This is a genomic window from Paractinoplanes atraurantiacus (assembly GCF_900215205.1).
Lineage (GTDB): Bacteria > Actinomycetota > Actinomycetes > Mycobacteriales > Micromonosporaceae > Actinoplanes > Actinoplanes atraurantiacus.
This window is the reverse complement of sequence record NZ_OBDY01000001.1, coordinates 756442-782855: the sequence shown is the minus strand read 5'-3', so window position 1 is coordinate 782855 and position 26414 is coordinate 756442. Positions and strand designations below refer to the sequence as shown.

Genomic DNA, 26414 nt, shown 5'->3' with positions numbered 1-26414 from the left:
ACAACGCGGAGAGCCTAACACGAGAAAGGGGGACTGCCGGTGATCGGAGTACAACTCGCTGGACAGCTCAAGGAGGCCGGGCTGACCTGGAAACCGGCGCTGGGCGACCGGTTCGCCATCCCCGACCGCGACCTGGACGACGAGGTCTTCGTACTGAGCAACATGACCATCGAGGTCCACGCGATGCCGGAGGGTCCGGTGATCGGCTTCAACGGGACCACCGAGTGGGCTCTGGACGACGTCGAGATGGACGAGACGGTGTGGCTGCCCCGCGAGGACCAGCTTCGCGAGCTCCTCGGCGGAACGTTCCAGCAGCTCAGGCGAGGTCCTAACGGGTACGAGGTGCTGATCGACCTGCTCGGCGAGCGACGGGAGTTCACGGCCGCGACGGTCGAGGGGGCCTACGCGGCGGCCCTGCTGCACCTTCTGGCGGCGGCCGGGCTCAATCACCCGTTGGAGTAGGGATCCGCTCCACCATGGCGGCCAGCTCCTCGGCGCTCAGCAGGTCGACCGGCCGCACGGTGACCTGCTCGCGGACGTAGTGGAAGGCGGCACGGACCCGGTTGACCGGCACCCCGGCCAGCGAGGCCCAGGCGATCCGGTACGCCGCGAGCTGAATCGCCGCGGCCTCGGCGTCGGCGCCCTCGGGCCGGCGGCCGGTCTTCCAGTCGATGACGTCGTAGCGGTTGGCCGACTCGGCGAACACGGCGTCCATCCGGCCGCGCACCACCACCCCGGCGATCGTGGTGGCGAACGGAACCTCCACCTCGACCGGGGTGCGGTCGGCCCACTCACTGGCCAGGAAGGCCTCCTGGAGGGCGGCCAGCTCCTCGTCGGCGGCCGCGTCGTCGTCGGCCGCGCCCGGCAGCTCGTCGATGTCGATCAGCCGCTCGGCGCCGAACCGCTGCTCCAGCCACGAGTGGAAGGCCGTGCCCCGCCGGGCGTGCGGCATCGGCCGCGGCGGCAGCGGACGGCGCAGCGACCGGGCCAGCGCCTGCGGGTCGCGGCGCAGCACGACCAGCTGCGAGACGGAGAGATGCGCCGGCAGGGCCACCTCGATCGGGCCGTCCCGCCGGGCCCGCTCGTCGCGCTCGGCCAGCAGCAGGTCGGCCTCCTTGCGCCAGCGGTCGATGTCGTCCTGACCCTCGGCCGGCATGCCGGTCAGGTCGGCGGCCAGGCCGGCCCGGGCCAGAATCTCCGGCTCCTGCTCGGCCAGCTCGACGAACGCCTCGGCGGCCGACGGGTCGGGCTGGGCGATCATCCGGCGGATCAGGTCGGCCGCGGCCGCCATGGCCGGGCGGCGCCGGCCCAGCGGGTCGGACGGCCACTCCACCCGCTTGTCCTGCTGGTCGGCCGGGTTCGTGGCGCCCGCGGCGGGCTCCGGCGTCCAGACGTCGACCACGCCGGCACCCTCGTCGCAGGTCGCGCGGATCTCGTCGAGGAAGACCGACGGGCCGCGCGGGCGCTTCACACCATCGCCCCACCAGTAGCCCGAGCAGAGCAGCAGCCGCCGGGGCCGGGTCACCGCGACGTAGGCCAGGCGGCGCTCCTCCCGCTCGTCGTGCTCGCGCCAGGCCCGGCCGAACGCGGTGACCGCGGCGACCGCGTCCTTCTGCTCCAGCGCCTCGGACAGATCGAGCCGGGGCAGGCCGTCCCGGTCGCCGCGCAGCGGGAACGGCAGCACACCCACGCCCATCAGGTAGTGGTCGGTGTTGCGGCTCTGACCAGGCCACACGCCGCGGCTCAGGCCGGCCACCGACACCACGTCCCACTCCAGGCCCTTCGCGGCGTGCGCGGTGAGGATCTGCACCGCGCCCTCGACCACGTCGACCTGGCCCGGCTCCAGGCCGCGCTCCTCCTCCTCGGCCGCGGCCAGGAAGGCGAGGAACCCGGCCAGCGTGCCCCCGTCGGTCTCGGCCGCGTAGCGGGCGGCGGTGTCGCCGAGCGCGTCCAGATGCCCGCGGGCCAGACCGGCGTCGCCCGCCGCCCACCCGCGCACGGCGACCTCGACGTCCAGCCCGGCGGTCCGCTCGATGTCGGCCACCAGATCGGGCAACGGCTGGTCGAGGCGCTGCCGCAAGGCACTCAATTCGCGGCTGTACGCATGGAGGCGCGCATAGCCCTCGGCCGAGTACAGCTGCGGCGCGCCCAGGTCGGCCATCGCCTCGACCAGTGTGGCGTCGTCGAGGCGGTCGCCGACCACGTCGTCGGGCTCGGCCCCGGCCACCACGGCGGCCCGGGCGGCGGCCAGATGACGGGCCCGACGGTGCAGCGCCACCAGGTCGCGCGGGCCGATCCGCCAGCGGGCGCCGGTGAGCAGGCGGAGCAGCGAGGCGCCGTCCGTCGGGTCGGCCAGCACCCGCATCGTGCAGACGACGTCGCGTACCTCCGGGGTGTCCAGAAGCCCGCCCAGACCGACCACCTCGACCGGCAGCCCCCGATCGCGCAGCGCCTCCTCGATCGCCGCGATCTGGCTCCGCACCCGCACCAGCACGGCGCTGGTCGGCCGCTTCTCGATCGGGATCTCGTCGGGCGGCGAGCCGGGCATGCCGGCCGCGATCTGCCAGGCCCGCAGCATCGAGTCGGCGATCCAGTCGGCCTCGCGGGCGTTGGTCGGCAGCAGCGCGCACGACACCGTCCGCCCGCCGACGTCGGCCACCCGGGCCGCCGAACGCAGCTCCTCGACCCGGGCGCCGAACGCCCGCAGCGGCTCGGAGAGCACATTGGCGACCTGGAGGATCTCGGGACGGTTGCGCCAGCTGCGGGTCAGAGCCCGGATGCGGGCCCGGGTGCCGTCGGAGCGGGTGAACTCGGACGGGAACCGCTCCAGCGTGCCGGCCGAGGCGCCGCGCCAGCCGTAGATCGACTGGCAGGGGTCGCCGACCGCGGTGACCGGGTGACCGCCGCCGAACAGGTTGTTCAACATGGTCACCTGCGCGTGGCTGGTGTCCTGATACTCGTCCAGCAGGACGATCTTGAAGCGGCCGCGCTCGATCTCGCCGACCTCCGGATGGTCGCGGGCCACCATCGCGGCCCGGGCCATCTGGTCGCCGAAGTCCATCGCCTCCAGGTCCAGCTTGCGCTGCTCGTAGAGGCGCACGAGCGGCAGCAGGGTGAGCCGCAGGCGCTGCCGGCCCAGCATGTCGGCCACGTCCTTGTAGACACGGCCGGGCAGCTCCTGCACCTCGGCGAAGAACCGGCCGGTCCAGGCGGCCAGATCGTCCGGCGCGACCAGATGCTCGGCCAGCTCGCCGGAAAGGGCCAGCACGTCGTCGGTGACCGTGCCCGGCGCCCGGTTCACGCCGGTCATCTCGCCCGTGTACGACCGGACCAGCGAGTCGACGATCTGCCAGCGGGCGGCCTCGGTGAGCAGCCGCGCCGACGGCTCGAAACCGGCGCGCAGGCCGTGCTCGGTGACGACCCGGGCCGCGTACGAGTGATAGGTCGAAATGGTGGCCTCACCGGCCAGGGCGTCGTCCCGTCCGAGGCGGCGGACGAGCTGGCCCAGCCGCGTGCGGACCCGGTGGGCGAGCTCGCCGGCGGCCTTGCGGGTGAAGGTCAGGCCGAGGATCTCGTCCGGGTGGGCGTAGCCGTTGGCGACCAGCCAGACGACACGGGACGCCATCGTCTCGGTCTTGCCGGAGCCGGCCCCGGCCACCACGAGCAACGGCTCCACCGGCGCCGAGATGATCTCGGCCTGCTCCGGGGTCGGCCGGTGCAGCCGCAGCAGCCGGGCCAGCTCGTCCGGCGTGTAGCGGGGCCCGGCGTCGGCCCGCCGGCGCGGCGCCGACGGCTCGTCGGCGAAAAGACTCGGCTGGGTCACTGCTCTACCACTTGGCGGCCTTTGCCGGAGATGGGGCAACTGGTGCGGACCGGGCAGACCCGGCAACGGCTGTTGGCGACGGCGGAGAAGGTGGCGGCAGCCATGGTCTCGGCCGTCCGCCGGACCATGGCCTGAGCCCACTCAGGATCGGCGGCGTCGGCCAGCGGAAGCTGCATCTGCTCGCGGGCCTCCTTGCCCGGCCCGAGCTGCACGAGGGCGGCGCCGCCGCTCTCGTCGCCGTAGTCGCCGAAGGCGCCGGCCTGCACGGCGGTCTGATAGCCGGCCAGCTGGGCGTGCTCCTCGAGATCGGCCGAGGAGACGGCGGTGGTCTTACCGGTCTTGAGGTCGATGACGACCAGGCGCCCGTCCTCGTCGATCTCGAGCCGGTCGACCCGCCCGGTCAGCTCGATCGGCCGCCGCTCGTCCTCGAGCCGCACGGTGAACTCGTGCTCGATGGCGAGCAGCCGCCGCGGATTGACGGCGAGCCAGCGCAACAGCTTGTCGACCATGCCCTGGGCCCGCTCCTGCTCCGGACCGGCCAGCCAGCGGGCGGCCAGCTCGATGGCGTCGAAGCGGGCGCTCACATATTCGACAAGCTTTTCCCGGTCGGCGTTGGCGTTCTCGGCCAGCATGGCGGCGGCGTGCACCAGGTTGCCGACACCCTGGGCGGGCCCGGCCGGGGCGGCGCCGCCATGTCGCTCGAGGAGCCAGCGAAGACTGCACCGCAGGGCGCTCTCCATCGAGGAGGGAGTGACCTTGACGGGCTCGCCCTCATCCACGAGGGGCCGGTCGTCGGAGAGAGGCCGCAGCCCCCACCACTCGTCCGGATGGGCTCCGGCGACACCGGCCCGGGCCAGCTTGGCCAGTTCCGCCGCCGCGGCCCGCCGCCGGCCGGGAGTCTGGTTGCCGCTGACGACGACCGTACGAAGCTCGGCCACGAGAGCCGACAGGGTGAGCGCCCGGGGTGGCCGCCCCATGGTCAGCTCACCGGGTTCACCCGGCGCCCGCTCCCCGCCCGCGTGCTCCCTGCCTACGTGTTCCTCGGCGCTCGCGTTCTCTCCGGCGCCCGCGTGTTCCCCGGCGCTCCCGTGCTCTCCGGCGCTCGCGTCTTCCTCGGCGCTCGCGTCGTCATCGGCCGGAGTCTCGAAGCCGGGCTCGATGTCGGCCCTCGGCCCGAACAGAATCGCCTCCTCGATCCGGGCCTCGGACCCGCGGCCGAGGCTCGCACCCGGCTTTCCTCTCGCGCCCGCGCCGCCGCCGGTTCGACCGGCGTCGGCCGCCCCGACACCGGCGATTTCGACGCTACCGTCCGATTTGGTCGAGCCATCGTTGGCCTCAGGAGCGCCGCCGTCAGCCTTGGGCGCGCCGCCGTCATATTTGGGCGCGCCGCCGTCATATTTGGGCGCGTCGCTGTCGGCCTCAGACGCGTCGCTGTCGGCCTCGGGCGCGCCGCCGGCCTCGGGTGCGCCGTCGCTGGCCTCGGGTGCGTCGTCGCCGGATACGCCCCGGTCGCGATCCGGCGGGTCGGTGTCCCACGGGTCCTCGGATGGGCCGGGGTCGTCGGGGTCGGGCTCGGGCGGGCCCGGGTCGGAAGGGTCGGCGTCGGGCTCGGTCGGGCCCGGGTCTTCGGGGTCGGTGGGTGGGGCCTCGGGGCCCGGCTCGGGTTCGGCGAGCTCGCTGAGGAAGCGGCTGGGCTGCTCCTCCCCCTCGGAGCCGCCGACGCCGGCCGAGGCGACGGCGGTGGCGATCAGCTTGTGGCGGGCGCGGGTGGCGGCCACATAGAACAGACGGCGTTCCTCGTCGAGCATGGCCGACGTCTGGCCGACCACCGCGGCCTCGCCGGAGGCGGCCCGGCCGGCGATGAAGTCGACCAGGCGCTCCGAGCCGAGCAGGCTGCCGCGCAGGCGCAGGTCGGGCCAGATGCCCTCCTGAACGCCGGCCAGGACCACGACGTCCCACTCCAGGCCTTTGGCGGCGTGGGCGGTCAGCAGCCGTACGGCCTCGCCCCGGTCGGCGCTCGGCGCGATCGAATCGGCCGGCAGGTCCTGGGCCAGGACGTGGTCGAGGAAGACCTCGGTGCGGGCGCCGGGCAGCCGGTCGACGAACCGGGCCGCCGCGTCGAAGAGCACCACCATCGAGTCGAGATCGCGATCGGCCGCCTCGGCCCGCCACTGCCGGGCCCGGCCCGCGTCCGCGTTCTCCGGGGCCGGGCCGTTGCGGGTGCTCATCGCGTACCACCGGTCGGCCAGCCCGCTGGCCTTCCACACCGTCCACAGCACCTGCTCGGCCGTCGCCCCGGGCGCCGCGGCCGCCTCCCGCGCCGTCGCGAGCAGCCGTGCCACCTGCTGCGCCGGATGCGCCCAGCGCCGCTCCACCATGTCGAGCCCGGCCGGGTCGCGAACCGCGTCGACCAGCAGCTCCCCCGAGGGCCGCCGATCCCCCGCCGCGAGCGCCAGCGCCCGCAGCCCCTGCCTCAAACGCCGCTCCGCCAGCGGATCGGCCCCACCGAGCGGCGAGTGCAGCAGGGCGACCGCGGCTTCTTCGTTCAGCGCCTCCGGCGACAGCGCACACCGCAGAAGCAGAAGGAAGGGCGCCACCGCCGGCTGAAGATGAAGCGGCAGATCCTCAGCGTGCGTCACGGTCGGCACCCCGGCGGCCGCCAGCGCCCGCTGCAAAGAGGGCAGCTGCAACGAGGTCGACCTCAACACCACGGCCATCCGCGACCACGGCACCCCTTGAAGCAGGTGAGCCTCCCGAAGGGCATGCGCCACATAGGCCGCCTCAGCCGTCGCCGCCCGAAAAATCCGGACAACCGCCCCCGCCGCAATCCCGCCACCTTCGCCCCGAGGCGGGGTTCGCCCCGGCCCCGGCCCCGGCCCCGGCCCCGGCCCCGGCCCCGGCCCCGGCCCCGGAGTCACGATATTTCCGGCCGAGTGGGGTGAATCGGAAGTTGATCGCTCGTCTGGGGTCGCGAGATGAGATTCGGCGGAGGGAGTCTCAGCCGTGGCAGAGGGTTCCGGCAAAGGTTCGGACCCGCGGGAGGGACCGAGCGAGGTCGAGGGCCCGGCCGAAGGCACAGGCTCAGACGAAGGGGTCGGCGAAGCCGAGGGGCCAGCCGAAGCCGAAGGGTCGAGCGGAGCCGGGGAGCCGGGTGGGGCCGAGGGCTCGGGTGGGTGCATGGGGCGGTGACTGATGGGGCCTCGCATGCGGCGGGCCACGCGGCTGGTGGCGCCCAGCAGCGGGGCCGGGGCGCGGTAGTTCGTGTGCAGGGTCAGCGTCTCGGCCACGGCTCCGGACGCCGTGCGGAAGTGGGACGGGAAGCTGGAGACCACGCCGGGGTCGGCGCCCCGGAAGCCGTAGATGGAAGCGTCGGGGTCGGCGAAGGCGACCAGGGGCTTGCCGCCGCCGGCGACCAGATGCAGGAGCTCTATCTGGGCCGGGTCGGTGTCGGCCAGCTCGTCGACGTAGACATACGCGAGGCGGCGGCGCTCGGCCTCCAGCAGGCCGGGCGTGTCCAGCAGGAGGCCGGAGGCGGCCCGGACCAGCTCGGCCGGGTCGTAGGCGGCCGAGCCCCTGGTGGTCACGTCGCGCAGGGCCAGGACCGCCACGTATTCGCGGAGGAAGCGGGCCGCCGCCGGCCAGTCGGCCCGGCCCAGGCGCTCGCCCAGGCGGGCCAGGTCGGCCGGGCCGATGCCGCGCTCGGCGGCTCGCTGCATGAGGTCTCGGAGCTGCTGGGCGAAGGCCTTTGTGGGCAGGGCGGGGCGCAGCGACTCGGGCCAGCCGATCGGGTCGGCGGCCTCGGGGTCGCCCGCCACCTCCAGGAGCTCGCGGATGATCAGGTCTTGCTCGGGGCCGGTGAGCAGGCGGGGCGAGGGCTCGCCGCGCTCGGCGGCGGCCCGGCGGAGCAGGCCGAAGGCGTACGCGTGGAAGGTGCGCACGAGGGGCTCGTGGACGATGCGGCCCTCGTCGCCGGCGATCCGGGCCTCGATGCGGTCGCGCAGGGCGGCCGAGCCGCGGCGGCCGAAGGTGAGGACCAGGATGCTCTCGGGGTCGGCGCCCTCGGCGACGCGGGCCGCCACCGACTCGACGAGCGTGGTCGTCTTGCCCGTGCCGGGGCCGCCGACCACCAGGAGAGGCCCGTCGGTGTGGGAGACCACGTACGTCTGGAAGGGGTCCTGAAGGATCGCCGGCGGCTCGGTGGGAGGACGCCGGACGAGGCGGTACGCCGGCCGGCGCACCGCGGCGGAGGGGGCCGGCGTGCTCACGGCATCAAGGAAACCACGAGGGTACGACGTTATTCGACGGGCGGTCGGCCGACCGACGCGCGCACCCGGACCGGCATCGGCAGCCGGGTGACCGCCGGGTCCCGTACGGGACCGAGAAGGGTTTGAACCGCTTCCCAGCCCAGCTGGTAGTGCGGCAGCGCGATGCTCGTCAGCTGCGGCCGCAGCCACGCGGCGAGCTCGGAGTCGTCGAACGACACCACCGACACGTCCTGCGGCACCGAGCGACCGGCGTCACGCAGCGCCTGATAGGCGCCGAGGGCGATGCGGTCGTTCAGGCAGATGAGCCCGCTCGGGGAGAAACCGTCGTCCAAGGCCCGGGAGACGGCCTCGTACGCCGAGTCGGGCCACCAGTCGCATTCGACGACGCCGGCCAGTTTGACGCCCTCGTCGGCCAGCGCCGCGCGGATGCCGGCGAGCCGCTCCCGGCCGGCGAAGACCTTCGTGGCGGGCGTGCCGACCAGGTGGACGCGCTGCCGGTGCCCGGCCCGCAGGAGGACCTTCGCCGCGTCGGCCCCGGCGGTCAGCTCGTCGGGGATGATCTGGTGCTGGACCGGCCGGGCGCCCCGGGTCAGGCAGTTGAGCAGCACGACCGGGCGGTCCTTGAGCAGCTTGGGCACGCGCACGTAGCGGGTGAACATGCTCGCGTAGATGAAGGCGTCGACCTGCCGGTCGAGGAAGTCGGAGATCAGCTTCTCCTCGACCACCGGGTCGCCGTCGGTCTCGCCGATGAAGAGCAGGTGACCGCGGGCCACGGCGGCGGCCAGGCTGCCCTGGATGGCCCGCCCGGCGTACGGGTCGGAGGCCAGCGTGTCCGAGACCAGCGCGATCGTCCGGGTCACCTTGGTGCGGAGGCTGCGTGCCATGAGGTTGGGCCGGTAGTCCAGCTCCTGGGCCGCCCGGAGGACCCGTTGCCGGGCGTCTTCGGAGATCCTCATGTCCACGTGGCGTCCAGCCAGGACGAAGGAGGCCGTGCTGCGGGACACGCCGGCCCGCTGTGCGACCTGCATGAGGGTCGCCCGTTGCGGGGGCATGACGGCAGTCAACCACGACCCGCCAAACGGAAACCACTGATCGACATCTATTGACGGCGGAGCCGCACAGGAGCACGGTCGGGCTAAACGCATTCAGCCCCCGGCGAGCGCGACGCCGCCGGTGGCCGGCGCGAGCGCGCCGGCGCGTCCGGTGAGAACGCGCTCGGCGCGCCCCGTCCGCCGGCGGGCTCGCCGGGGCCCTGGTCCCGTCGGGTGGGTGTGGTGACACCCGCCCGGCGGGACACCCTCAGGCCAGGTGTTCCTCGATGGCGTCGAGGGCGGCGCCGATCGATTTCGCGATGATCACCCGTTCGAGGGCGGCCGAGCGGACGAACGCCGTGTCGGCCAGTTGGCCGAGCCAGGCGACCAGGCCGTCGTAGAAGCCGTCCGGGTCGAGCAGCACGATCGGTTTGTCGTGCAGGTCGAGGGTCGCGGTCGTCCACACCTCGAAGAGCTCGTCGAGCGTGCCGAGACCGCCGGGCAGGGTGATGAAGGCGTCCGACCGCTCGATCATCAGGTTTTTGCGGGCGCCCATGTCGCCGGTGACGATCAGCTCGTCGGAGGCCAGGTCGGCCACCTCGAGGTCGACCAGCGACTGCGGGATGACACCGAGCGTGTGCGCGCCGGCCGAGCGGGCGCCGTCGGCCACCGCGCCCATCATGCCGACGCAGCCGCCGCCGGAGACGAGCGAGTGGCCCCGGGCGCCGAGCTCTTCACCGGTGCGGGTGGCCAGGTCGAGCCACTTCTGCTCGAGGGTGCTGGAGGAGGCGCAGAAGACACAGATCGCGGCCACGTCAGCGTTTCCCGTTCGCCTCGGCCAGGGCCGCGTCGGCGTCCACGATGATCTGAACCGCCTCGTCGACGTCGTCGGTGACCCGCAGCAGCTCCAGGTCGGCCTCGCTGATCTTGCCGTCGGCCAGCATCGTCCCCTTGAGCCAGTCGAACAGGCCCGACCAGTACTCCGTGCCCATCAGGATCACCGGGAAGCGGGTGACCTTCTTGGTCTGTACGAGAGTGATCGCCTCGAACAGCTCGTCGAGGGTGCCGAAACCGCCGGGCAGCACGACGAAGGCCTGCGCGTACTTCACGAACATGGTCTTGCGGACGAAGAAATAGCGGAAGTCGATGCCGATGTCGACCCAGTCGTTGATGCCCTGCTCGAACGGCAGCTCGATGCCGAGCCCGATCGACATGCCGCCGGCCTCGGTGGCGCCGCGGTTGGCCGCCTCCATCACGCCCGGGCCGCCGCCGGTGATGACCGCGTAGCCCGCCTCGGCCAGGGCCGCGCCGAGGTCGGCCGCGAGCTCGCACTCCGGGCTCTCCGGGGTGCTGCGGGCCGAGCCGAAGACGCTCACCGCGGGCGGCAGGTCGGCCAGCGTGTCGAAGCCCTCGACGAACTCGGACAGGATGCGCAGCGCCCGCCACGCGTCCTTCGTCTTCCACTCGCGCCGATGGTGGGAATCGAGGAGCTTCTCGTCGGCGGTGCTCGGTGGAATCGACTCGCGGCGCAGGGTGACGGCGCCGCGATGACGCTCCGCTCCGCCCTGGCGTCGCCCGTTGGTGCTGTCCGTCATGCCTAAAAGGTAGTGCGGACGGTCAGTAACCCGGTGAACAACCGGGTGGGTTTCGGTAAGAGGATTGCGGGCCGCCGACCTTTTTGCCAGATTGAAGCAACGGACGGTAGCTCTCATGCGTCTGTACAGTTACCGAACTCTCTCGCGGCACGCACGGCCACCCGGGCTTAAGGAGCCACCGTGACGACCCGATACGAACGCCTGAAGATGCAGCGCCGCATGCAGCGGCGCATCCGGCTGGTGGTCGAGGAGCGGCGGATGGCGTTCGGCGCCGGAGCCGCGAGCGACCCCGAGGAGACGATGGAGATCCCGCCGATGGCGCTGCCGCAGGCGCCCGCCATCGGCCGGGTACGGATCGGGAAGGCCTAGCAGAGCCGCCTAGAACTCGGCCGGCGCGAGCCAGCGGTGCAGCGTCGCCGCCCCGTCGCGGATCTTGCCGATCTCGACGTGCTCGTCCGGCGCGTGCGCCAGCAGCGGGTCGCCCGGGCCGTAGTTGAGGGCCGGGATGCCCAGCGCGGCGAAGCGCGCCACGTCGGTCCAGCCCAGCTTGGCCGCCGGCTCCGCGCCGACGGCGGCCAGGAACTCGCGCGCCGGCTCCGCGGTCAGGCCGGGCAGCGCGCCCGGCGCCGAGTCGGTCAGCTCCACGTCGAAGCCCTCGAAGACCTCCTGCACGTGTTCCAGAGCTTGTTTCTCCGTACGGTCCGGGGCGAACCGCATGTTGACCTCGACCACACACTCGTCGGGCACGACGTTGCCCGCCACACCGCCCGAGATGCGTACGGCGTTGAGCCCTTCCCGGAACGTACAACCGTCGATCGTGACCGTCCGGGCCCGGTAGTCCGCGAGTCGCCGCAGCACCTCGCCGGCCGCGTGGATCGCGTTGACCCCGCGCCAGGCGCGCGCCGTGTGCGCCCGGCGGCCCGTCGTGCGTACCTGAACCCGCAGTGTGCCCTGACAGCCGGCCTCGACCACGCCGTACGTCGGCTCGAGCAGCACGGCGAAGTCGGCCCGCAGCCAGTCGGGCCGGTCCTCGGCGACCAGGCGCAGCCCGTTGAACTGCGAGTCGATCTCCTCGGCCTCGTAGAAGAGGTAGGTGATGTCGTAGCCCGGGTCGGGCAGGGTGGCCGCCAGGTGCAGGGCGAGGGCGACGCCCGACTTCATGTCGGAGGTGCCACAGCCGTAGATGAGGTCGTCGACGACGGTCGACGGGAAGTTGTCGTTCAGCGGCACCGTGTCGAGGTGGCCGGCGAGCACCACCCGCTGTTCGCGGCCCAGATCGGTGCGGGCCATCACCGTGTTGCCGAGCCGGTCCACGCTGAGGTGGGGCATCTGGCGGAGGACTTCTTCGACGTAGCCGGCGATCTGCCGCTCGTTGCGGGAGACGGACTCGACGTCGACCAGGGCGCGGGTGAGCTGCACGGGGTCGACCAACACGTCCGGGGTCAGGGGGTTGGCCATAGGGCGCACGATACCGGCCGGAAGTGAATCACCCATCGACTTACGATCCTCGTCACGCCTAGTAGGGTTTCGGCCGTGGATAACGCGATCTCGACCTCCCCGGCCTGGGGCATCGGCCTCGCCACCGTCACCGCGGATGGCCAGGTCCTGGACACCTGGTTCCCCTTCCTCGGCCTCGGCGAGCCGCCGGCCGAGCCGCCGGTGCTGCCGGCCGGGCTGACCGGTCCCAAGGCGCTGCCCGGCCTGTCGGCGGTCGAGGTGCGCACCACTATCGGCTCGCTGGCCGACCCGATCAAGGACGCCTCCGACGCGTACCTGCGGCTGCACCTGCTCTCGCACCGCCTGGTGGTGCCGAACGGGCTCAACCTCGACGGCATCTTCGGCGCGCTGGCCAACGTGGCCTGGACCTCGGCCGGGCCGTGCCCGGCCGACCGGGTCGACGAGCTGCGCTTCCTGGAGCGGGCGGCCGGCCGCCACCTTGCCGTGTACGGCGTGGACAAGTTCCCGCGGATGACCGACTACGTGACGCCGTCGGGTGTGCGGATCGCCGACGCCGACCGGGTGCGCCTCGGCGCCCACCTGGCCCCGGGCACGACGGTCATGCACGAGGGCTTCATCAACTTCAACGCGGGCACGCTGGGCACCTCGATGGTCGAGGGCCGCATCGTGCAGGGCGTCGTGGTCGGCGACGGCTCCGACGTCGGCGGCGGGTCGTCCATCATGGGCACGCTGTCGGGCGGCGGCAAGGACAAGGTGCGCATCGGTGAGCGCAGCCTGATCGGCGCGAACGCGGGCATCGGCATCTCGCTGGGCGACGACTGCGTGGTCGAGGCGGGCGTCTACATCACGGCCGGTTCGAAGCTGACGCTGCCGGACGGCCGGGTGGTCAAGGCTCGAGAGCTCTCCGGACTGGACAATCTGCTCTTCTGGCGCAACTCGGTCACCGGGGCGCTCGAGGCGCGGCCGCGCAAGGGCACCGGCATCGAGCTCAACGCCGCTCTGCACGCCAACGACTAGATCAGTGCCGCGACGGCCGCCGCTTTGACGGCGGCCGTCAGCTCTTCCAGCACTTCTGATCCGATGCGCCAGTACTGCCAGTACAACGGCACGTCCAAAAACTTGTCCGGAAATAATTGGACATAGTGCCCGGCTTCGATGTCTGGCGCCGCGATCGACGAGGGCACCATCCCCCAGCCGAGGCCCAGCTTGATCGCTTCGACGAACGCCGCGGCCGCCGGGACGTAATGAATTGACATTTCCGACATATCGGCGTTGATCGACTCCAGGAACCGGTGCTGCAACTGGTCCTTGCGGTTGTAGACGATCATCGCCCGCGCTCCGAGCCGCCCCACCGGCAGATACCGCATACTGCCCAGCGCCTCGATCCGGCACCCCTGCACGGCGACATGATCGGCAGTCACCGCGGCCATCGCCGTCCCCGACCGCAGCAGGTCAGCCGTGTAGTCCTGATCATCCGTGTGCAGTTCGTACTGCGGACCCGGCACCTCGGCCAGAGCCGGCAGGAACCAGGTCAGCAGCGAGTCCGCGTTCACCACGATCGACACCCGGGTGCCGTCGCGCGCCTGACTCAGCGCCTCCCGCTCCAGCAGCGCCACCTGCCCGGCGAATCGCACGAGCGCCTCACCGGCCGGCGTCGCCACGCACGGTTTCGCCCGCCGGATCAGGACCTGGCCCACCGACCGCTCCAGCGCCTTGATCCGCTGACTCACCGCCGACGGCGTCACATGCAGCTGCCGGGCCGCCGCCTCGAAGCTCCCGGAGTCGACGACCGCCTGGAACGTGGCCAACTGAGCGAAGTCCATGTTTAGCAAATCTAATGCAACGTCAAAACCTTTAGTTTGTGTACGGGGTTGAGCACTCCTACCTTCGAGAACGTGCTCACCTCTGTCCTCGCCGGCTTCGCGGCGTCCGCCGTCCTGATCGTCGCCATCGGCGCCCAGAACGCCTTCGTCCTGCGCCAGGGACTGCGCCGCGAACACGTGCTCGCCGTCGTTCTGGTCTGCGCCCTCTCCGACCTGCTGCTGATCCTGGCCGGCATCGGCGGCCTCGGCGCCGTGGTCACCGCGCGCCCCGACACGGTGACCGTCATCCGCTGGGTCGGCGCCGCTTTCCTCGTCACGTACGCCGTCCTGGCCGCCCGCCGGGCTCTGCGTCCTTCTTCTTTGAATCCGGCCGAGCGCGCGCCGGCCACGCTCGGCGCGACTCTGCTGACCTGCCTGGCCCTGACCTATCTCAACCCGCACGTCTACCTCGACACCGTCCTGCTGCTCGGCTCGGTCGCCCAGCAGCACCCGCACCGCTGGCTGTTCGGCGCCGGCGCGGCCGCGGCCAGCGTCGTCTGGTTCACCGCCCTCGGCGCCGGCGCCCACCGCCTGGCCCCGCTGCTGGCCCGCCCCGCCGCCTGGCGTGTCCTCGACGGTTTCATCGCCGTGGTGATGCTCGGCGTGGCCGTCACGCTGGTGGTGGGTTAACGTGCTTGACCCTCGACCAGGTCGAGGCACCAGGTTCGAGATGTGCGAGGAGACATGCGGAGCATCGGCGAGGTGGCACGGGCCAGTGGGCTCAGTGTCAGCGCGCTGCGGTTCTACGACGGCGCGGGCGTGCTCGTCCCGGCCGGCGTGGACCCGGCGACGGGCTATCGCCGCTACGCCGACGAGCAGGTGCGGGCGGCGCGGCTGATCGCCGGCCTGCGCCGCGTCGGCATGCCGGTGGCGGAGATCGCCGCCGCCGTCCGCGAGTTCGACGAGCCCCACTCCGTGCGCCGGCGGCTTGACGACCACCGCCGGCGGCTGGAGGACGGCCTGGCCGACGCGAAGCGTGAGCTCCTGCGCATCCACGCCCTGCTCGACCTGGAGGAGCATCTGATGACCCGCCTGACCCTGCCCGGCGCCGCGCTGGCCGCCACGATCGACGCCGTCCGGTTCGCCGCCTCGGCCGACCCGGCACTGCCGATGCTCGGCGCCGTCCTGTTCGACGTCACCGGCGACGAGCTCACCCTGGTCGCGACCGACCGCTTCCGCATGGCCGTGGCCGGGGTCGCCGCCACCGTCGAGGGCCCGCCGGTCCGGGCGGTCCTGCCGCTCGACTTCCTCGACAGCGTGCGCCCTCGCCTGACCCACGGCCCGGTCGTGCTCGATCTGGCCCCGGCCGACGTGCGGGTCGAGCTGCCCGGCGGCAGCGCCATCGACGGCAAGCCCTTCGACATCGACTTCCCCGATCACCGGCGGCTCCTGGGCGGCCTGACCGACCCGGCCCGCCGCGTCACTATCGACACGGCCGCCCTGCGCTCGGCGGTGGCAGCCGCCCCGGCCGCGACCCGTGAGCACGAGGGCCGGCCATATGAGGTCACGGTCCTGGGCCTCGGCCCCGACGGCAGCGTTCACCCCCTCCCCGAGAGCGAGTGGGCCTCTGACGCGGACGACCACGTCGCCGTGAACCGCGAGTTCCTGTTGCAGGCCCTCGACGCCGGCAACGCCGGCCAGCTGATCCTCGAGCTGGACGGCCCCATCAAGCCCTTGGCCGTCCGAGTCCCCGGCGACAATTCCCGCTTCTCGATCCTCATGCCGGTCCGGCACTGAGCCTCAACGGGGGCGGCAGGCGCCGCCGTGTGGGCCGGCTCCGGTTGGCTCTGTGGGTGATCGTCGCGCTTGACGTGTCGGAGATTTCCGACGCATTATGGGCGCGTGCCAGAGATGGATGTCTTCGGGGCGCTGGCCAATCCGGTGCGCCGGGAGTTGCTTCAAGCGTTGCGTGACGGGCCGCTGCCGGCCGGAGAGCTGGCCGGGCGGTTCGCGTTGAGCCGGCCGGCCGTCTCCGAGCATCTGGCGGTGCTGCGGCAGGCGCGGCTGGTCGTCGAGGAGCCGCGCGGCCGGCATCGCTACTACCACCTGGCCGCCGATCCGCTGGCCGAGGTGAGCGACTGGCTTCACCCGTTCGAGCGCTATTGGCGCGGGCGCCTCACCGCCCTGCGCGACTTCGTCGAGGGAGAGGAAGACCTGTGAGCAGCATCGAGTGCGACCAGTTCATCGCCCGTCCACCCGCCTCGGTGTGGCGGGCGCTGACCGAGCCCGATCTCCTCGCGAAGTGGTGGGCGCCCGGCGACATCAAGCCGGTCGTCGGTCACCGCTTCACCCTCGACATGCGGGAGTGGGGGCCGCAGTGGTGCGAGGTCCTCGAGGTCGAGCCGGAAAAGCTGCTGCGTTACACGTTCGCCGAGGGCGTCCTCGACACCACGATCACCTGGCGGCTGGAGTCCGAGGGCTCCGGAACGCGCCTTTTCCTGGTGCATGACGGGTTCGTGCCCGACTCGATGCCCCTGCACGGAATGGGCAAGGGCTGGCCGGGGCTTCTTCGCCGAGTCGAAGCCGCGACGGTCTGAGCATTTAACGACCGGTTAACCCGGATCATGCTTTGAGCCACGTCACACCCCCTGCTTCGCGCACAGGGAGAGTGGTTACCGTCGGGGTGTGCGCATCGGTCAGCGATACGAGGACACGGCCGGACCGGCCGTGGGCGAGCGCGCTACCGGCTGGGAGTTCGCCTGGCTGGACGGTCGCCACGTGGGTTCCGAGCCCTCCTGGTCGTACCCGACGATCGCCCGCGCGCTCCTGCGCGACGCCGGCTCGCTGCTCGACCTCGACACCGGCAGCGGCGAGCTGCTGGCCGAGCTGACCCCGCTCCCCCGGCACACCGTCGCGGTGGAGAGCTGGGCGCGCAACACCCCCGTCGCCCGGGACAGGCTGGCGCCGTTCGACGTGCCGGTGCTGACCGAGCTCCCCGGCGGCGAGGACGAGTTCGACGTGGTGCTGAGCCGGCATGGGCGGCTCCCCGCGTCCGACATCGTCCGCCTGCTGCGGCCCGGCGGCCGCCTCCTCACCCAGCAGGTCGGCAGCGACGACCTGGCCGGGCTCAACCACGCGCTGGACGCGCCGCCGGCGCACCGCCAGCCCTGGAACGCCGACGTCGCGGCGGGCGCCCTCAGCGCCGCCGGCCTCGAGGTCACCGACGTGCGCGAGGAGCGCCCGCCGGTCACCTTCCACGACATCGGCGCCGTGATCCGCCAACTGCGTGACCTTCCCTGGCAGATCCGTGACTTCACACCGAGCCGCTACTCCGAGGCTCTCGCCCGACTGGACACGTTCATCCGCCTGCACGGCGGGCTGACCGTGACCGCACACCGTTTCCTCGTCCAAGCCGTACGTCCTTAGAAACGCATCCCCCCACAGGAAGATCGCCCCATGCGCTCTCTGGTCATCGCCGTCGCCCAACCGCCGGTACACCCGCTCGACATCGCCGCGAACATCACGCGGCACGCCTCCGCGGTACGCGCGGCCGCCGCCCGGGTGGTGGTCTTCCCCGAGCTCTCCCTGACGGGGTACGACCTGGACGCGCCCCTGCTGAAGCCCGACGATCCGCGCCTGACACCGCTGGTGGAGTCGTGTACCGCCACCGACACCGTCGCGCTGGTCGGCGCGCCGGTGCCGGGCCCGTACATCGCCATGCTGCGCATCGACTCCGACGGCGTGCAGGTCGTCTACCGCAAGCAGTACCCGCACCACACCGAGGGCCGCTTCCTGGCCGGCCCCGGCCCCGAGGTCGTCGAGGTCGACGGGTGGCGCCTGGGCCTGGGCATCTGCCGCGACACCGGCGTCGAGCAGCAGGCGGCCGACACGGCGGCGCTCGGCATCGACGCCTACGTGGCCGGTGTGGTCGACGAGCCCGCCGACGACGTCGTGCTGGCCGAGCGGGCGCGGCGGATCAGCACCACGTACGGCGTGTGGACCGCGATCGCCTCGTGCGCCGGCGCCTCCGGCCCGGCCTACCCGGCCACCGCCGGCCGCTCGGGCATCTGGCAGCCGGACGGCCTGGTCGCCGCCCGCGCCGGCCGCGCCCCCGGCGAGATGGCCCGGGCGACGCTCTTCGCCGAGCAGCTCGCCCGCGTCTGACCGCCTCTAGTCCAGGAACGCCCCGCAGCTGACGTTGATGCTGGCGCCCGTGATCGTGCGGGCCCAGTCCGACGCGGCGAAGACGGCGGCGTGGCCGACATCCTCCAAAGTGGCGGCCCGGCCCAGCAGCGTGGTCGCGGTGATCATCTTCCGGATCTCCTCGGCCTCGGGCATGTCGTCCGGCAGCGTCTCGGCGATGCCGGAGGTGGCCAGCGTGACCACCCGGATGCCGTACTCACCGAGCTCGGCCGCGAGCTGGCGGCGCAGCGCCTCGACGGCGGCGAACCCGGCCAGCAGGCCGCCGAGCCGGTGCATGCGGTTGGCCGTCTTGTCGCCCTCACCGCCGAAGAACAGGATGACCCCCCGCCCGCGCGGGATCATGTGACGGGCCGCGGCGCGCGTGGTGAGGAACTGCGAGCGCAGCGGCTTCGCCACCGGCGACAGGTAGTCGTCGACGGCCATCTCGGCCAGCGGGGTGCCCTGCACGTCGTAGGTGGAGGTCACGTTCACCGAGATGTCGATTCGGCCGACCTCGGCCGCGTGCGCGTCGACCGCCGCCTCGTCGAGCGCGTCGAGCACTGCGGTCTCGGCCCGTCCCCCGGCCTCCCGGATCGCGCCGGCCACCTTGTCCAGGCTCGACTGCGTACGGCCGGCAAGAAAGACCCTCGCTCCTTGAACGGCGAACGCCCTGGCCATGGCGCCGCCGACGGAGCCGCCACCGCCGTAGATGATCGCGTTCCGGTCGTCGAGCAGCATCGCTGATCTCCCGTCTCTGGTCGTGGCTTCTCTTCCTCCGACCGGCGGCGCGGCCGAAACTCATCGCTGGGCCATCACCAGGGTCGTGTGCAGGTCGAGGGTGATCGTGCCGCCGAAGCCGTCGATCGTCGCGCGCAGATCGTCGAGGACGCGGCGCTGAAGCTCGGGCGAATGGCGGCGGAACGGGGAGAAAGTCTGGGTCAGCGCGAGATAGCCCTCGGTGCCGAGCGGCAGGTCCCGGTGCCACTCGAGCTCGTCGACGCTCGACCAGACTCCCGAGCCGCGCACGTCGTCGACGATCCAGTGGACCGGCCGCATCTTGACGTCACGGTTCGCCCGGTCGAAGACCGCGCCGATCGCGGCGGACTGACCCCGATCGGCATAGCCGAACCGATGACCGAAAACGGCCAGGACCCCGCTTGGCGAGAGTGCATCGGCGGCCTGCTGGTTGCGGGTGTCGGCGTCCATCCAGTGCCAGGCCATCGCGCAGGCGAGCAGTCCCACGCCGCCGGGTGGGGGTGCCCACTGCTCGAAGGTGGTCTCCACAACGTCGACGGCCGGGAACTTCGACCGCAGGACGGCGGCCATCCGCGCATCGGGCTCGATCGCGGTCACGTCGTCCCGGATCGCGGCCAACACCTCGGTGCCCTTGCCGGTGCCGGCGCCGATGTCCACGGCCGGGCCTGCGGGCGCCCGCCCCTCGATCGCCCGGCGCAGCTCGCCCGGATATCCGGGGCGCACGTCGTCGTAGAGAGCGGCCACCTCGCCGAAGACCAGAGGCATGACCTCGACCGTACCGACTAGGGTTGATCACATGCAGCACCATGTGCGGCCGGAGGGAACTCCGCCGACCAACGGGTACAGCCACGCGGTCACCGTCACCGGCGCGCTGGTGCTGGTCTCGGGCCAGGTGCCGCTCGACGCGGACGGCCGGCTGGTGGGTCCCGGCGACGCGCTGGAGCAGACCCGGCAGGTCTTCCGCAACATCGCGGCGGCGCTGGCCGCGGCCGGCGCCTCGATGTCCGATGTGGTCAAGCTGACCGTCTTTCTCACGGATCTGAAAGACCTGGATTCCTTCCGTACGGCGAGAGACGAGGTCATCGACCGCACGAGGCCACCCGCGAGCTCGCTCGTCCAGGTGGCCGGCTTGGTCAATCCCGCCTTCAAGGTCGAGATCGAGGCCATCGCGACAACAGAGGCGTCCGCGTAAAGCCTCTTTCAGGTGACGCGCACCGAAAATAGCATCACTCATTAGGGTCCGGAGGCGCTTGCCGGGCGGCAAGTATCGCGATTTTGGACCCCCTTTTCTCACATTCCCGCCCGACGTCCACCCAGTGGATCTCAACTTTGGTTGATGCCATGGCACACGGCTGGTAGCGAGACGTTCACGCTGTTCAGGGCGATACAGGTGATCTCAAACGCAAGCCGGGAGCTTGAAGGCTCACGTTCACGTCATCCTTGCGGGGTCATCGGAACGGCGGCATTCGCGTGCCTTCGCGTGCGGAACAGGACAAGCGGAAGCACTATCGTTTCTCCGTCGCGGTTCGGCCATCTTTGTCGCAGCGCCGGAAACGCCGAGGGGCACCGGCCACACCATTCACGAGCGATTAGTTGACCGTCCCAGGAGGACACTCCAATGCGTAAGTTCACCAAGCGTTCCGCCGCCATCGTCGCCGGTGGGGTCATGGCCGTGGCCGGCGGAACCGCCGCCTTCGCCTACGCCTCGGGCTGGTTCAACGGCAACGCCACCGCCTACGCGGCCTCCTCCACCATCGGGAACGTCACCGCCACGGCCAACCTCGGCAACGCGCAGGCCAACCGTCTCTACCCGAACAAGGCCGTGCCGGTCACCACGGCGACCGTCAACAACCCGAACGACTACACGGTCCGAGTCACCGGTGTCACCATCACCAATGTCACCTCGACCAAGTCGGGATGCGGCGTGGGCGAGGCCAAGCTGAGCTTCATCGACGTGCCGACCGCCGACTTCCCCACGGGCACCACCGCCAACGCCGCCCTGGGCTCGGTGAAGATGGGCCCTGACGCTGAGCCCGTCTGCGCCGGCGCGGTCTTCACCATCACCGCGTCGCTCCAGGGCGAGATCGCCGGGTAGTAGTCGCTGGCTGGGTGGGGGCGGGCATCCGGCCCACCCCCACCGCGCACCGCACCTTCGACGCGAATGAGGCAGATCTCGATGGCTTGGCGGACCGCGATCACCACCGCCGCGACGCTTTTCACGGCCTGCGTCGTCGCGGCCTCGGGCCAGGCGGGCACACCGACCGAGCAGGCCATGCTGCTCAGCCACGGCGACCGAGACGGCGGCGGCAACGTCCGGTTCGTCCTGAGCGGCGAGTCGGTCACCGGCCTCTACCCCGGCATCACGCGAAAGATCAAGGTCACCGTGGCCAATCCCTTCGACTACCCGATCGCCCTACGCGGCCTGGAGGGACGGCTCGTCGGCACCGCGCGCCGCGACTGCCCGGCGACACCGGCCAGTCTCCGGGTGGGCACCTACAGCGGAAGGCTGCCGATCATCCTCAAGCCCTACCACCGGACCACGCTGCCCGGCTCGATCCCGGTCACGATGCCGAGGAACGCCGCCTCCAAGTGCGCCAACACCCGGTTCGCGGTCGCCCTGACCGGCGTCGCGGGACGGGTGGCCCGATGAGGAAGCGGCTCGGATACCTGCTGGTGGCCACGGTCGTCGGCGGCCTCGGCGTGGCCGGCACCATGGCGGCCGAGGCGGAATGGGTGATCAGCGGCAGCGGCCAGGTCAAGATGCGGGCGCCCTCCATGCCGCGCGGCACCACACCGAGCGTCGCCAAGCAATCATCGGCGGCCGTGGTCAGTTGGAGTGCGCAGGAGCTCGTGCCGGACGTCCGGATGGACCACTACGTGGTCACCGCGCACAGCGCCGACGCTCCGGCCCGGCCGAGCATCTCGCGCACCGTCGCCGCTTCCGGCGGGGCGACCGAGTCGGTCACCCTCGGGGCGGACGACGTGGCCGGTGGGCGCTGGTACTGGACGATCGTTCCCCGCTTCGCGCTCTGGGCCGGGGACGAAAGCGGCAAGAGCGCCGAACTCAACTTTCCGGCGACGGCGAAGGCCTCGCCCGCCGCCACCCAGGCGGCTCGGGCGGCACCGACCGCCACGGCCGCCACGGCCGCAACCGCCGCCGCGCCCGCCGAGGCCGCGGCGCCCGCAGCAACCACCGAGGCCGCCGTCGTCTCCGGCACGATGCCGGCGGCCGTACCGCGGACGAGTCCGGCACCCGGGTCCACGCCCGGCGACTCGCCGCCATCCTCCACCGGGACGGCCCCTTCGGAGCAGCCACCGAAACCGGTCGAGCCGTCCGCCAGCGACTCGGCACCGGCGGACATTCCTGAATAGGTGGGGAAATGATCGAGCCCCCGGCGGGGTCCCGCGCCGGGGGCTCGATCGATTTTGCGGGTGGGGATTAGCCCGGTCGAATTAGTCCGTTCGACGCTATCTCGGTGGCGGAGCGGGAACGCGACTTTCATTCGTACGGCAAGAGGGGTCCTTGATTTTGAGTTTTTGTTGTCGCTGCTAGCGGGGTGTCGTCGCTGAGAAAGCGTGCTTTGCGGGAAAGTGCTGGTCAGGGCGGTGGCAGGAAATTGTCATGGGCCTTCCCCCGACCGGGGTAAGCCGGACAGCCGGGCTTGTGCGATTTATGCGCGCAGAACGGCGGACGGAATCCCGATCACATGACCCGGCGTGGTCGGCCACCGTTGTACAGACCAGTCCGAGGTCGAGGAGGAACGCGGAACATGGAGGCACCGTCATGATGCGGCGTGAAGTCCTCACCCGACTGCGTGAAGGCGGCCTCCGCGACCGTGGCCGGAACGGTAACAGGATCGGCGACATGCACATCGAGCTCGAGACGGCCGACCACGAGGAGCCGACGTGGGAGGTGCGCAGCCCGGGCGACGTACGCAAGAGCGCCAAGCTGGACCGGCGCACCCGGACCATCCTCAGCGTCGCGGCGGCGGCCGCGGTCGTCGTGAACGCGGGCGCGGCGTGGGCCTACTGGCAGATCACCGGGTCGGAGACGCGGCAGGTGAGCGACGCCGGGCCGGTCGAGCTCGCGCTGCGCGGGCGGTCGGATCTGAACCTGCCGCTGCGCCGCGGCGACAGCGGCAACCTGACGGTCACCGTCACCAATGACACCGGCTATCCCATCCGTATCACCGCGCTCACCTCCGGCGCCGGGAACATCGTGGCCGACCCCGAGCATCGCGACGCCGGCTGCACCGACGCCGCGGTGGTCTTCACCAAGCCGCGGTTCGAGGTGAACTGGGAGGTGGAGCAGAACGCCGTCCGCGCGTTCGCCGTCACCACGGCGCTGAGCATGCGCAAGAACGCCGCCCCGGCCTGTGAGGGCGCGACCTTCACCGTGCCGGTGCAGGCCTCGGGCGTACGCCGGACCCCTGCTTGAGGTTTCCCCGGGCCCCTATCGCGGAACCTCCATCGCATGACAAGGATCTCCGTAGTGACCGGCGCGAGCGGCGGCATCGGCCGGGCCGTGGCCCGCCGGCTGGCGGCGCGCGGCGACGCGGTCGCTCTGCTGGCGCGCGGGTCGGACGGCCTGGCCGCGGTCGCCGAGGACGTGCGCCGCGCCGGCGGCACCCCGCTGCCGATCGAGGTGGACATGGCCGACTTCGCCGCGGTGGACGAGGCGGCCGACCGCGTCGAGAAGGAGCTCGGCGCGATCGACCTGTGGGTCAACAACGCGTTCAGCTCGGTGTTCGCCCGCTTCGCCGACATCGGCATGGACGAGTTCACCCGCACCACCGAGGTGACCTACCTCGGCTACGTCTACGGCACCCGAGCCGCGCTGAGCCGCATGCAGCCGCGCGACCGCGGCACGATCGTGCAGGTCGGCTCGGCACTGGCCTATCGCGGCATCCCGCTGCAGACCGCCTACTGCGGCGCCAAGCACGCCATCCAGGGCTTCAACGAGGCGCTGCGGGTCGAGCTGCTGCACGACAAGAGCAACGTGCACACGACGATGGTGCTGATGCCCGCGGTGAACACGCCCCAGTTCCGCTGGGTGCTGTCCCGGCTGCCCCGCAAGGCCCAGCCGGTCCCGCCGATCTACCAGCCCGAGGTGGCCGCGAAGGCCGTCCTCTACGCGGCCGAGCACCCGAAGCGCCGCGAATACTGGGTGGGCGGCTCGACCGTCGGCACGATGATCGCCAACGCGGTCGCGCCCGGTGTCCTCGACCGCTACCTGGCCCGCACCGGCTTCGACAGCCAGCAGACCGATGAGAAGCGCCCGTCGGACGAGCCGGCGAACCTGTGGGATCCGGCCGACGGGCCGGGCGAGCCGGACGCGGGCGCGCACGGCGCCTTCGACGACCAGGCCAAGTCCCGCAGCGCGCAGCTGTGGCTGTCGCAGCACCACGGCCTGGTCGCGGCCGGGCTGGCCGGCGCCGCGGCCGCCGTGTGGGCCGCGGCCAGGATCAGATAGCGCGGATGTTGCGGCGGTGGCGGCCGTCGTGCTCCTGCTCCGAGGGCAGGATCTCGCTGCGCAAGGAGCGATGGTGCTTGCCGTCGTGCGCGGCCAGCTCGATGACCTCGGGCGGCACCACGACCGAGTGGCGCAACACCTCGCCGGCCCGTTCGGCCGAGGTGCGCGCCACCTCCTCGTCGTGGGTGGCCGCCTCGATGCTCTCGGCCACCACCTTCGCCATCGCGTCGCCGTAGGTGCGGGCGTCCTGGATGCCGCGCTCGTACACCAGGGTGGCCTCGTACTCGTGGCGGCGGGCGACGCGGGCCTCGTTGCGCTCGTAGGCGTTGCCCTTGGAGGCGAACTTGAGGCCGACGGCCGCGCAGTCGAGCGCCACCAGCAGCAGCATGATGCCGATGTAGAAGACGCCGACGCCCCAGAAGTCGGTGGTCACCAGATGCCACATGGCGGCCGTGCGGGCGCCGAAGCCGGCGTTGTCGCGGACCGACTCCGTGTTCAGGGCCCGCTGGTCGCCGATCCGCCGGGTCAGCTCCACCTGCTCGGCGTTGCGCGCCTCGCGGGCCGAGCGCTGGGTGTCGAGCAGGGCCCCGGCCTGCTTGTCGAGCGTGGCCGCCTCGGCGTCGAGCGAGCGGGAGCGCTTCACCAGCGAGTCGCAGTAGCCGCCGCTCGGGCAGCCGGCGGCCCGGGACACGCCGTCGCCGGCCGAGTCGGCGAGGGCCTGGTCGTAGAGGGCGCGGGCGTCGTGCCGCTTCTGGGCCGCCCGGTCGGTCAGGTCGCGCACCGCCGCGTCGTCGGCGGCGGTCTCGCGCTTGAGCTCGCCCAGCCGCCCGGTGTACGTACCGATGACGCCGCCCTTGTCCATCTGGCTCAGCTGCTGGTTGTGCACCTCGTTGAGCCGGGCGTCGATCTCGCCCTGATAGCGCGACAGCATCAACGGCTCGGTGATGAGCACGGCGAACAGCAGCGCCAGGCCGAGCCGTCCCGCGTAGAGGCCGATCGTCGGCCGCTTCAGGAAGTGCTGGGGGTCGGTCGAGTCGAGCCGCTCGTAGCTGATCGACACCCGGCCCACGACGGCCCGGTCATAGGCGACCACCCCCGCCGCCACCATCGGGCCGACCAGCCAGCGGTACCAGGGGTGCTGGTAGTTGGATCCGGCGTCGATGAAGGCGGCGCCACCTAGCGTGGCGTACACGAAGTAGAGAAGGATGAAAGCACCGATCGCCGAGTACAGAACCCGGTCGGTGTGTGTGGTCACGCTGTCCGGGTTGACGTTCGCCACCCGCAGCAGGACGTCTCCGCGGCCCTTCGGCATGCCGACCAGTCTCGCCTAAAAGGGTGGTTCTCCGGACGGTTTTCGCGATAGCGGACAACCTGCTGCTACGGCTTCTCCTCCGAGAGGTCGGGCTCGGTGATCGTCACCCGGACCGTGACCGCGGCCTGCACGGTCTGCCGCTGCGGGTCGAGCTCGAACCCGCGGTCGGGGTCATGGGCCGCGTCGGCGCTCAGGTTTTCGAAGCGCATCATCACCGGGCCGCCGCCCACACCCTCGTCGGCGATCTCCACCAGCCGGTCGACCCGGGCGCCGACCGCCGCCGCATATTCCCTCGCGCGGGCCAGCGCGTCGGCGATCGCCTCGCGCCGCACGTCGCCGCCGGCCTTGCTGCCCGGCCGCAGCTGCCACCACGGCCCGGACACCGACGCGAACTCCAGCCCCGCCAGTCGCAGCAGAAGCGCGCCGAGCGCCTCGAAATCGGTCACGGTCACCCGGGTGTCGACATTTCCCGAGTACGCCACCACGCGCTCACTGCCGCGCTTGAGCTCCGGGAACACCTGCACCGCGCCGGTCTCGCTGTCCTCCCGCTCGAGCACCGCCCGCAGCTCGGCCGAGCGCTCGAGAAGCCGGCTGACCACGGTCTCCCGGTCACGGTCGCGAGCGGACACGGTCACGGAGATGACGGCCTGCTCGGGCGGCACCTCGCGGAACGCCTCGCCGCGGACCACGATCGTCGGTTGCTGGCTCATGGACGAG

26 protein-coding genes are annotated in these 26414 nt (G+C 71.9%); 15 read left to right on the top strand and 11 right to left on the bottom strand.

The features are described from left to right. Window positions 1-39: 39 nt before the first annotated feature. Window positions 40-462: a pilus assembly protein CpaE gene (locus tag CRP55_RS03715; protein WP_097317992.1), complete on the top strand. Its 423-nt coding sequence runs from the start codon at window positions 40-42 to the stop codon at window positions 460-462. Here the strand turns inward: CRP55_RS03715 and CRP55_RS03710 are convergent. The 5 genes from CRP55_RS03710 to CRP55_RS03690 all read right to left on the bottom strand — a co-directional run bounded on the left by CRP55_RS03710 (window position 443) and on the right by CRP55_RS03690 (window position 10714). Further along, a complete protein-coding gene (locus CRP55_RS03710) occupies window positions 443-3823 on the bottom strand; it encodes an ATP-dependent helicase (protein WP_097317991.1) in 3381 nt (1126 codons plus the stop codon). The two genes, CRP55_RS03715 and CRP55_RS03710, sit on opposite strands and share 20 nt — an antisense overlap. Continuing rightward, the gene (locus tag CRP55_RS03705; protein WP_438865748.1) at window positions 3820-8088 is read right to left on the bottom strand and encodes an ATP-dependent helicase; all 4269 of its coding nucleotides are present in this window, start codon (window positions 8086-8088) and stop codon (window positions 3820-3822) included. The genes CRP55_RS03710 and CRP55_RS03705 overlap by 4 nt, the downstream gene beginning before the upstream one ends. Window positions 8089-8117: 29 nt before the next feature. Beyond that, entirely contained in the window at window positions 8118-9140 is a 1023-nt protein-coding gene (locus CRP55_RS03700) for a LacI family DNA-binding transcriptional regulator (RefSeq protein ID WP_097317990.1), read from the bottom strand. 247 nt (window positions 9141-9387) lie between these two features. Then, window positions 9388-9933, bottom strand: a complete 546-nt coding sequence (locus CRP55_RS03695; RefSeq protein ID WP_097317989.1) for an LOG family protein — start codon at window positions 9931-9933, stop codon at window positions 9388-9390. 1 nt (window position 9934) lies between these two features. After that, a complete protein-coding gene (locus tag CRP55_RS03690) occupies window positions 9935-10714 on the bottom strand; it encodes an LOG family protein (RefSeq protein ID WP_097317988.1) in 780 nt (259 codons plus the stop codon). 180 nt (window positions 10715-10894) lie between these two features. On the opposite strand from CRP55_RS03690, the gene CRP55_RS03685 reads away from it, so the two are divergent. Beyond that, on the top strand, window positions 10895-11083 hold the full coding sequence (locus tag CRP55_RS03685) for a hypothetical protein (RefSeq protein WP_097317987.1): 189 nt from the start codon (window positions 10895-10897) through the stop codon (window positions 11081-11083). A gap of 9 nt (window positions 11084-11092) precedes the next feature. Here the strand turns inward: CRP55_RS03685 and dapE are convergent, their stop codons facing one another. Next, window positions 11093-12172, bottom strand: coding sequence for a succinyl-diaminopimelate desuccinylase (gene dapE / locus CRP55_RS03680; protein ID WP_097317986.1), 1080 nt, complete (start codon window positions 12170-12172; stop codon window positions 11093-11095). 75 nt (window positions 12173-12247) lie between these two features. Here dapE and dapD point away from each other — a divergent pair, with 75 nt between their 5' ends. Next, on the top strand, window positions 12248-13189 hold the full coding sequence (gene dapD, locus CRP55_RS03675; RefSeq protein ID WP_179854998.1) for a 2,3,4,5-tetrahydropyridine-2,6-dicarboxylate N-succinyltransferase: 942 nt from the start codon (window positions 12248-12250) through the stop codon (window positions 13187-13189). Here the strand turns inward: dapD and CRP55_RS03670 are convergent. After that, a complete protein-coding gene (locus tag CRP55_RS03670; RefSeq protein WP_097317985.1) occupies window positions 13186-13995 on the bottom strand; it encodes a LysR family transcriptional regulator ArgP in 810 nt (269 codons plus the stop codon). The genes dapD and CRP55_RS03670 overlap by 4 nt on opposite strands. Before the next feature lie 72 nt (window positions 13996-14067). Here CRP55_RS03670 and CRP55_RS03665 point away from each other — a divergent pair, with 72 nt between their 5' ends. From CRP55_RS03665 to CRP55_RS03640, 6 genes are all read left to right on the top strand, one after another. Next, a complete protein-coding gene (locus CRP55_RS03665) occupies window positions 14068-14664 on the top strand; it encodes a LysE/ArgO family amino acid transporter (protein WP_097317984.1) in 597 nt (198 codons plus the stop codon). A gap of 54 nt (window positions 14665-14718) precedes the next feature. Further along, window positions 14719-15771 carry a DNA polymerase III subunit beta family protein gene (locus tag CRP55_RS03660; RefSeq protein ID WP_097317983.1) on the top strand — a complete coding sequence of 351 codons (1053 nt, stop codon included), beginning with the start codon at window positions 14719-14721 and terminating at the stop codon, window positions 15769-15771. 114 nt (window positions 15772-15885) lie between these two features. Further along, the gene (locus CRP55_RS03655) at window positions 15886-16194 is read left to right on the top strand and encodes a metalloregulator ArsR/SmtB family transcription factor (RefSeq protein ID WP_097317982.1); all 309 of its coding nucleotides are present in this window, start codon (window positions 15886-15888) and stop codon (window positions 16192-16194) included. After that, window positions 16191-16571 (top strand): SRPBCC family protein, encoded by a 381-nt coding sequence (locus CRP55_RS03650; protein ID WP_097317981.1) that lies wholly within the window; start codon window positions 16191-16193, stop codon window positions 16569-16571. Before CRP55_RS03655 ends, CRP55_RS03650 begins: the two co-directional genes overlap by 4 nt. 88 nt (window positions 16572-16659) lie before the next feature. Further along, window positions 16660-17400 carry a class I SAM-dependent methyltransferase gene (locus CRP55_RS03645; RefSeq protein ID WP_097317980.1) on the top strand — a complete coding sequence of 247 codons (741 nt, stop codon included), beginning with the start codon at window positions 16660-16662 and terminating at the stop codon, window positions 17398-17400. Window positions 17401-17430: 30 nt separating this feature from the next. Beyond that, window positions 17431-18138 (top strand): carbon-nitrogen hydrolase family protein, encoded by a 708-nt coding sequence (locus tag CRP55_RS03640; protein WP_097317979.1) that lies wholly within the window; start codon window positions 17431-17433, stop codon window positions 18136-18138. Between the two features lie 6 nt (window positions 18139-18144). Here CRP55_RS03640 and CRP55_RS03635 read toward each other — a convergent pair whose 3' ends face one another. Beyond that, entirely contained in the window at window positions 18145-18894 is a 750-nt protein-coding gene (locus CRP55_RS03635; protein WP_097317978.1) for an SDR family NAD(P)-dependent oxidoreductase, read from the bottom strand. A 60-nt stretch (window positions 18895-18954) separates the two neighbouring features. Next, window positions 18955-19677, bottom strand: a complete 723-nt coding sequence (locus tag CRP55_RS03630; protein WP_097317977.1) for a class I SAM-dependent methyltransferase — start codon at window positions 19675-19677, stop codon at window positions 18955-18957. 31 nt (window positions 19678-19708) lie between these two features. Between CRP55_RS03630 and CRP55_RS03625 the strand changes: the two genes are divergently transcribed. The 6 genes from CRP55_RS03625 (at window position 19709) to CRP55_RS03600 (ending at window position 24385) form a co-directional block, all read left to right on the top strand. After that, window positions 19709-20104, top strand: coding sequence for a RidA family protein (locus tag CRP55_RS03625; protein WP_097317976.1), 396 nt, complete (start codon window positions 19709-19711; stop codon window positions 20102-20104). 426 nt (window positions 20105-20530) lie between these two features. Beyond that, entirely contained in the window at window positions 20531-21007 is a 477-nt protein-coding gene (locus CRP55_RS03620) for a hypothetical protein (protein ID WP_097317975.1), read from the top strand. 81 nt (window positions 21008-21088) lie between these two features. Further along, entirely contained in the window at window positions 21089-21562 is a 474-nt protein-coding gene (locus tag CRP55_RS03615; protein WP_097317974.1) for a hypothetical protein, read from the top strand. Continuing rightward, the gene (locus CRP55_RS03610) at window positions 21559-22284 is read left to right on the top strand and encodes a hypothetical protein (RefSeq protein ID WP_097317973.1); all 726 of its coding nucleotides are present in this window, start codon (window positions 21559-21561) and stop codon (window positions 22282-22284) included. The genes CRP55_RS03615 and CRP55_RS03610 overlap by 4 nt, the downstream gene beginning before the upstream one ends. Before the next feature lie 493 nt (window positions 22285-22777). Further along, on the top strand, window positions 22778-23350 hold the full coding sequence (locus CRP55_RS03605) for a hypothetical protein (protein WP_097318724.1): 573 nt from the start codon (window positions 22778-22780) through the stop codon (window positions 23348-23350). Window positions 23351-23386: 36 nt separating this feature from the next. Further along, complete coding sequence (locus tag CRP55_RS03600) at window positions 23387-24385, top strand: SDR family oxidoreductase (RefSeq protein WP_097317972.1); 999 nt, start codon at window positions 23387-23389, stop codon at window positions 24383-24385. Here CRP55_RS03600 and CRP55_RS03595 read toward each other — a convergent pair. Together CRP55_RS03595 and CRP55_RS03590 are read right to left on the bottom strand one after the other, a co-directional pair. Further along, on the bottom strand, window positions 24378-25697 hold the full coding sequence (locus CRP55_RS03595; protein ID WP_097317971.1) for a DUF4407 domain-containing protein: 1320 nt from the start codon (window positions 25695-25697) through the stop codon (window positions 24378-24380). The two genes, CRP55_RS03600 and CRP55_RS03595, sit on opposite strands and share 8 nt — an antisense overlap. A gap of 65 nt (window positions 25698-25762) precedes the next feature. Beyond that, complete coding sequence (locus tag CRP55_RS03590) at window positions 25763-26407, bottom strand: SIMPL domain-containing protein (protein ID WP_097318723.1); 645 nt, start codon at window positions 26405-26407, stop codon at window positions 25763-25765. Window positions 26408-26414 lie beyond the last annotated feature (7 nt).

Coding starts and splice junctions, on each gene's coding strand:
- CRP55_RS03700 (WP_097317990.1), bottom strand. CDS start 9,140: ATGCCCCCGCAACGGGCGACCCTCATGCAGGTCGCACAGCGGGCCGGC.
- CRP55_RS03690 (WP_097317988.1), bottom strand. CDS start 10,714: ATGACGGACAGCACCAACGGGCGACGCCAGGGCGGAGCGGAGCGTCAT.
- dapE (WP_097317986.1), bottom strand. CDS start 12,172: ATGGCCAACCCCCTGACCCCGGACGTGTTGGTCGACCCCGTGCAGCTC.
- CRP55_RS03670 (WP_097317985.1), bottom strand. CDS start 13,995: ATGGACTTCGCTCAGTTGGCCACGTTCCAGGCGGTCGTCGACTCCGGG.
- CRP55_RS03660 (WP_097317983.1), top strand. CDS start 14,719: ATGCGGAGCATCGGCGAGGTGGCACGGGCCAGTGGGCTCAGTGTCAGC.
- CRP55_RS03655 (WP_097317982.1), top strand. CDS start 15,886: ATGGATGTCTTCGGGGCGCTGGCCAATCCGGTGCGCCGGGAGTTGCTT.
- CRP55_RS03640 (WP_097317979.1), top strand. CDS start 17,431: ATGCGCTCTCTGGTCATCGCCGTCGCCCAACCGCCGGTACACCCGCTC.
- CRP55_RS03635 (WP_097317978.1), bottom strand. CDS start 18,894: ATGCTGCTCGACGACCGGAACGCGATCATCTACGGCGGTGGCGGCTCC.
- CRP55_RS03630 (WP_097317977.1), bottom strand. CDS start 19,677: ATGCCTCTGGTCTTCGGCGAGGTGGCCGCTCTCTACGACGACGTGCGC.
- CRP55_RS03625 (WP_097317976.1), top strand. CDS start 19,709: ATGCAGCACCATGTGCGGCCGGAGGGAACTCCGCCGACCAACGGGTAC.
- CRP55_RS03620 (WP_097317975.1), top strand. CDS start 20,531: ATGCGTAAGTTCACCAAGCGTTCCGCCGCCATCGTCGCCGGTGGGGTC.
- CRP55_RS03615 (WP_097317974.1), top strand. CDS start 21,089: ATGGCTTGGCGGACCGCGATCACCACCGCCGCGACGCTTTTCACGGCC.
- CRP55_RS03610 (WP_097317973.1), top strand. CDS start 21,559: ATGAGGAAGCGGCTCGGATACCTGCTGGTGGCCACGGTCGTCGGCGGC.
- CRP55_RS03605 (WP_097318724.1), top strand. CDS start 22,778: ATGCACATCGAGCTCGAGACGGCCGACCACGAGGAGCCGACGTGGGAG.
- CRP55_RS03600 (WP_097317972.1), top strand. CDS start 23,387: ATGACAAGGATCTCCGTAGTGACCGGCGCGAGCGGCGGCATCGGCCGG.
- CRP55_RS03595 (WP_097317971.1), bottom strand. CDS start 25,697: ATGCCGAAGGGCCGCGGAGACGTCCTGCTGCGGGTGGCGAACGTCAAC.
- CRP55_RS03590 (WP_097318723.1), bottom strand. CDS start 26,407: ATGAGCCAGCAACCGACGATCGTGGTCCGCGGCGAGGCGTTCCGCGAG.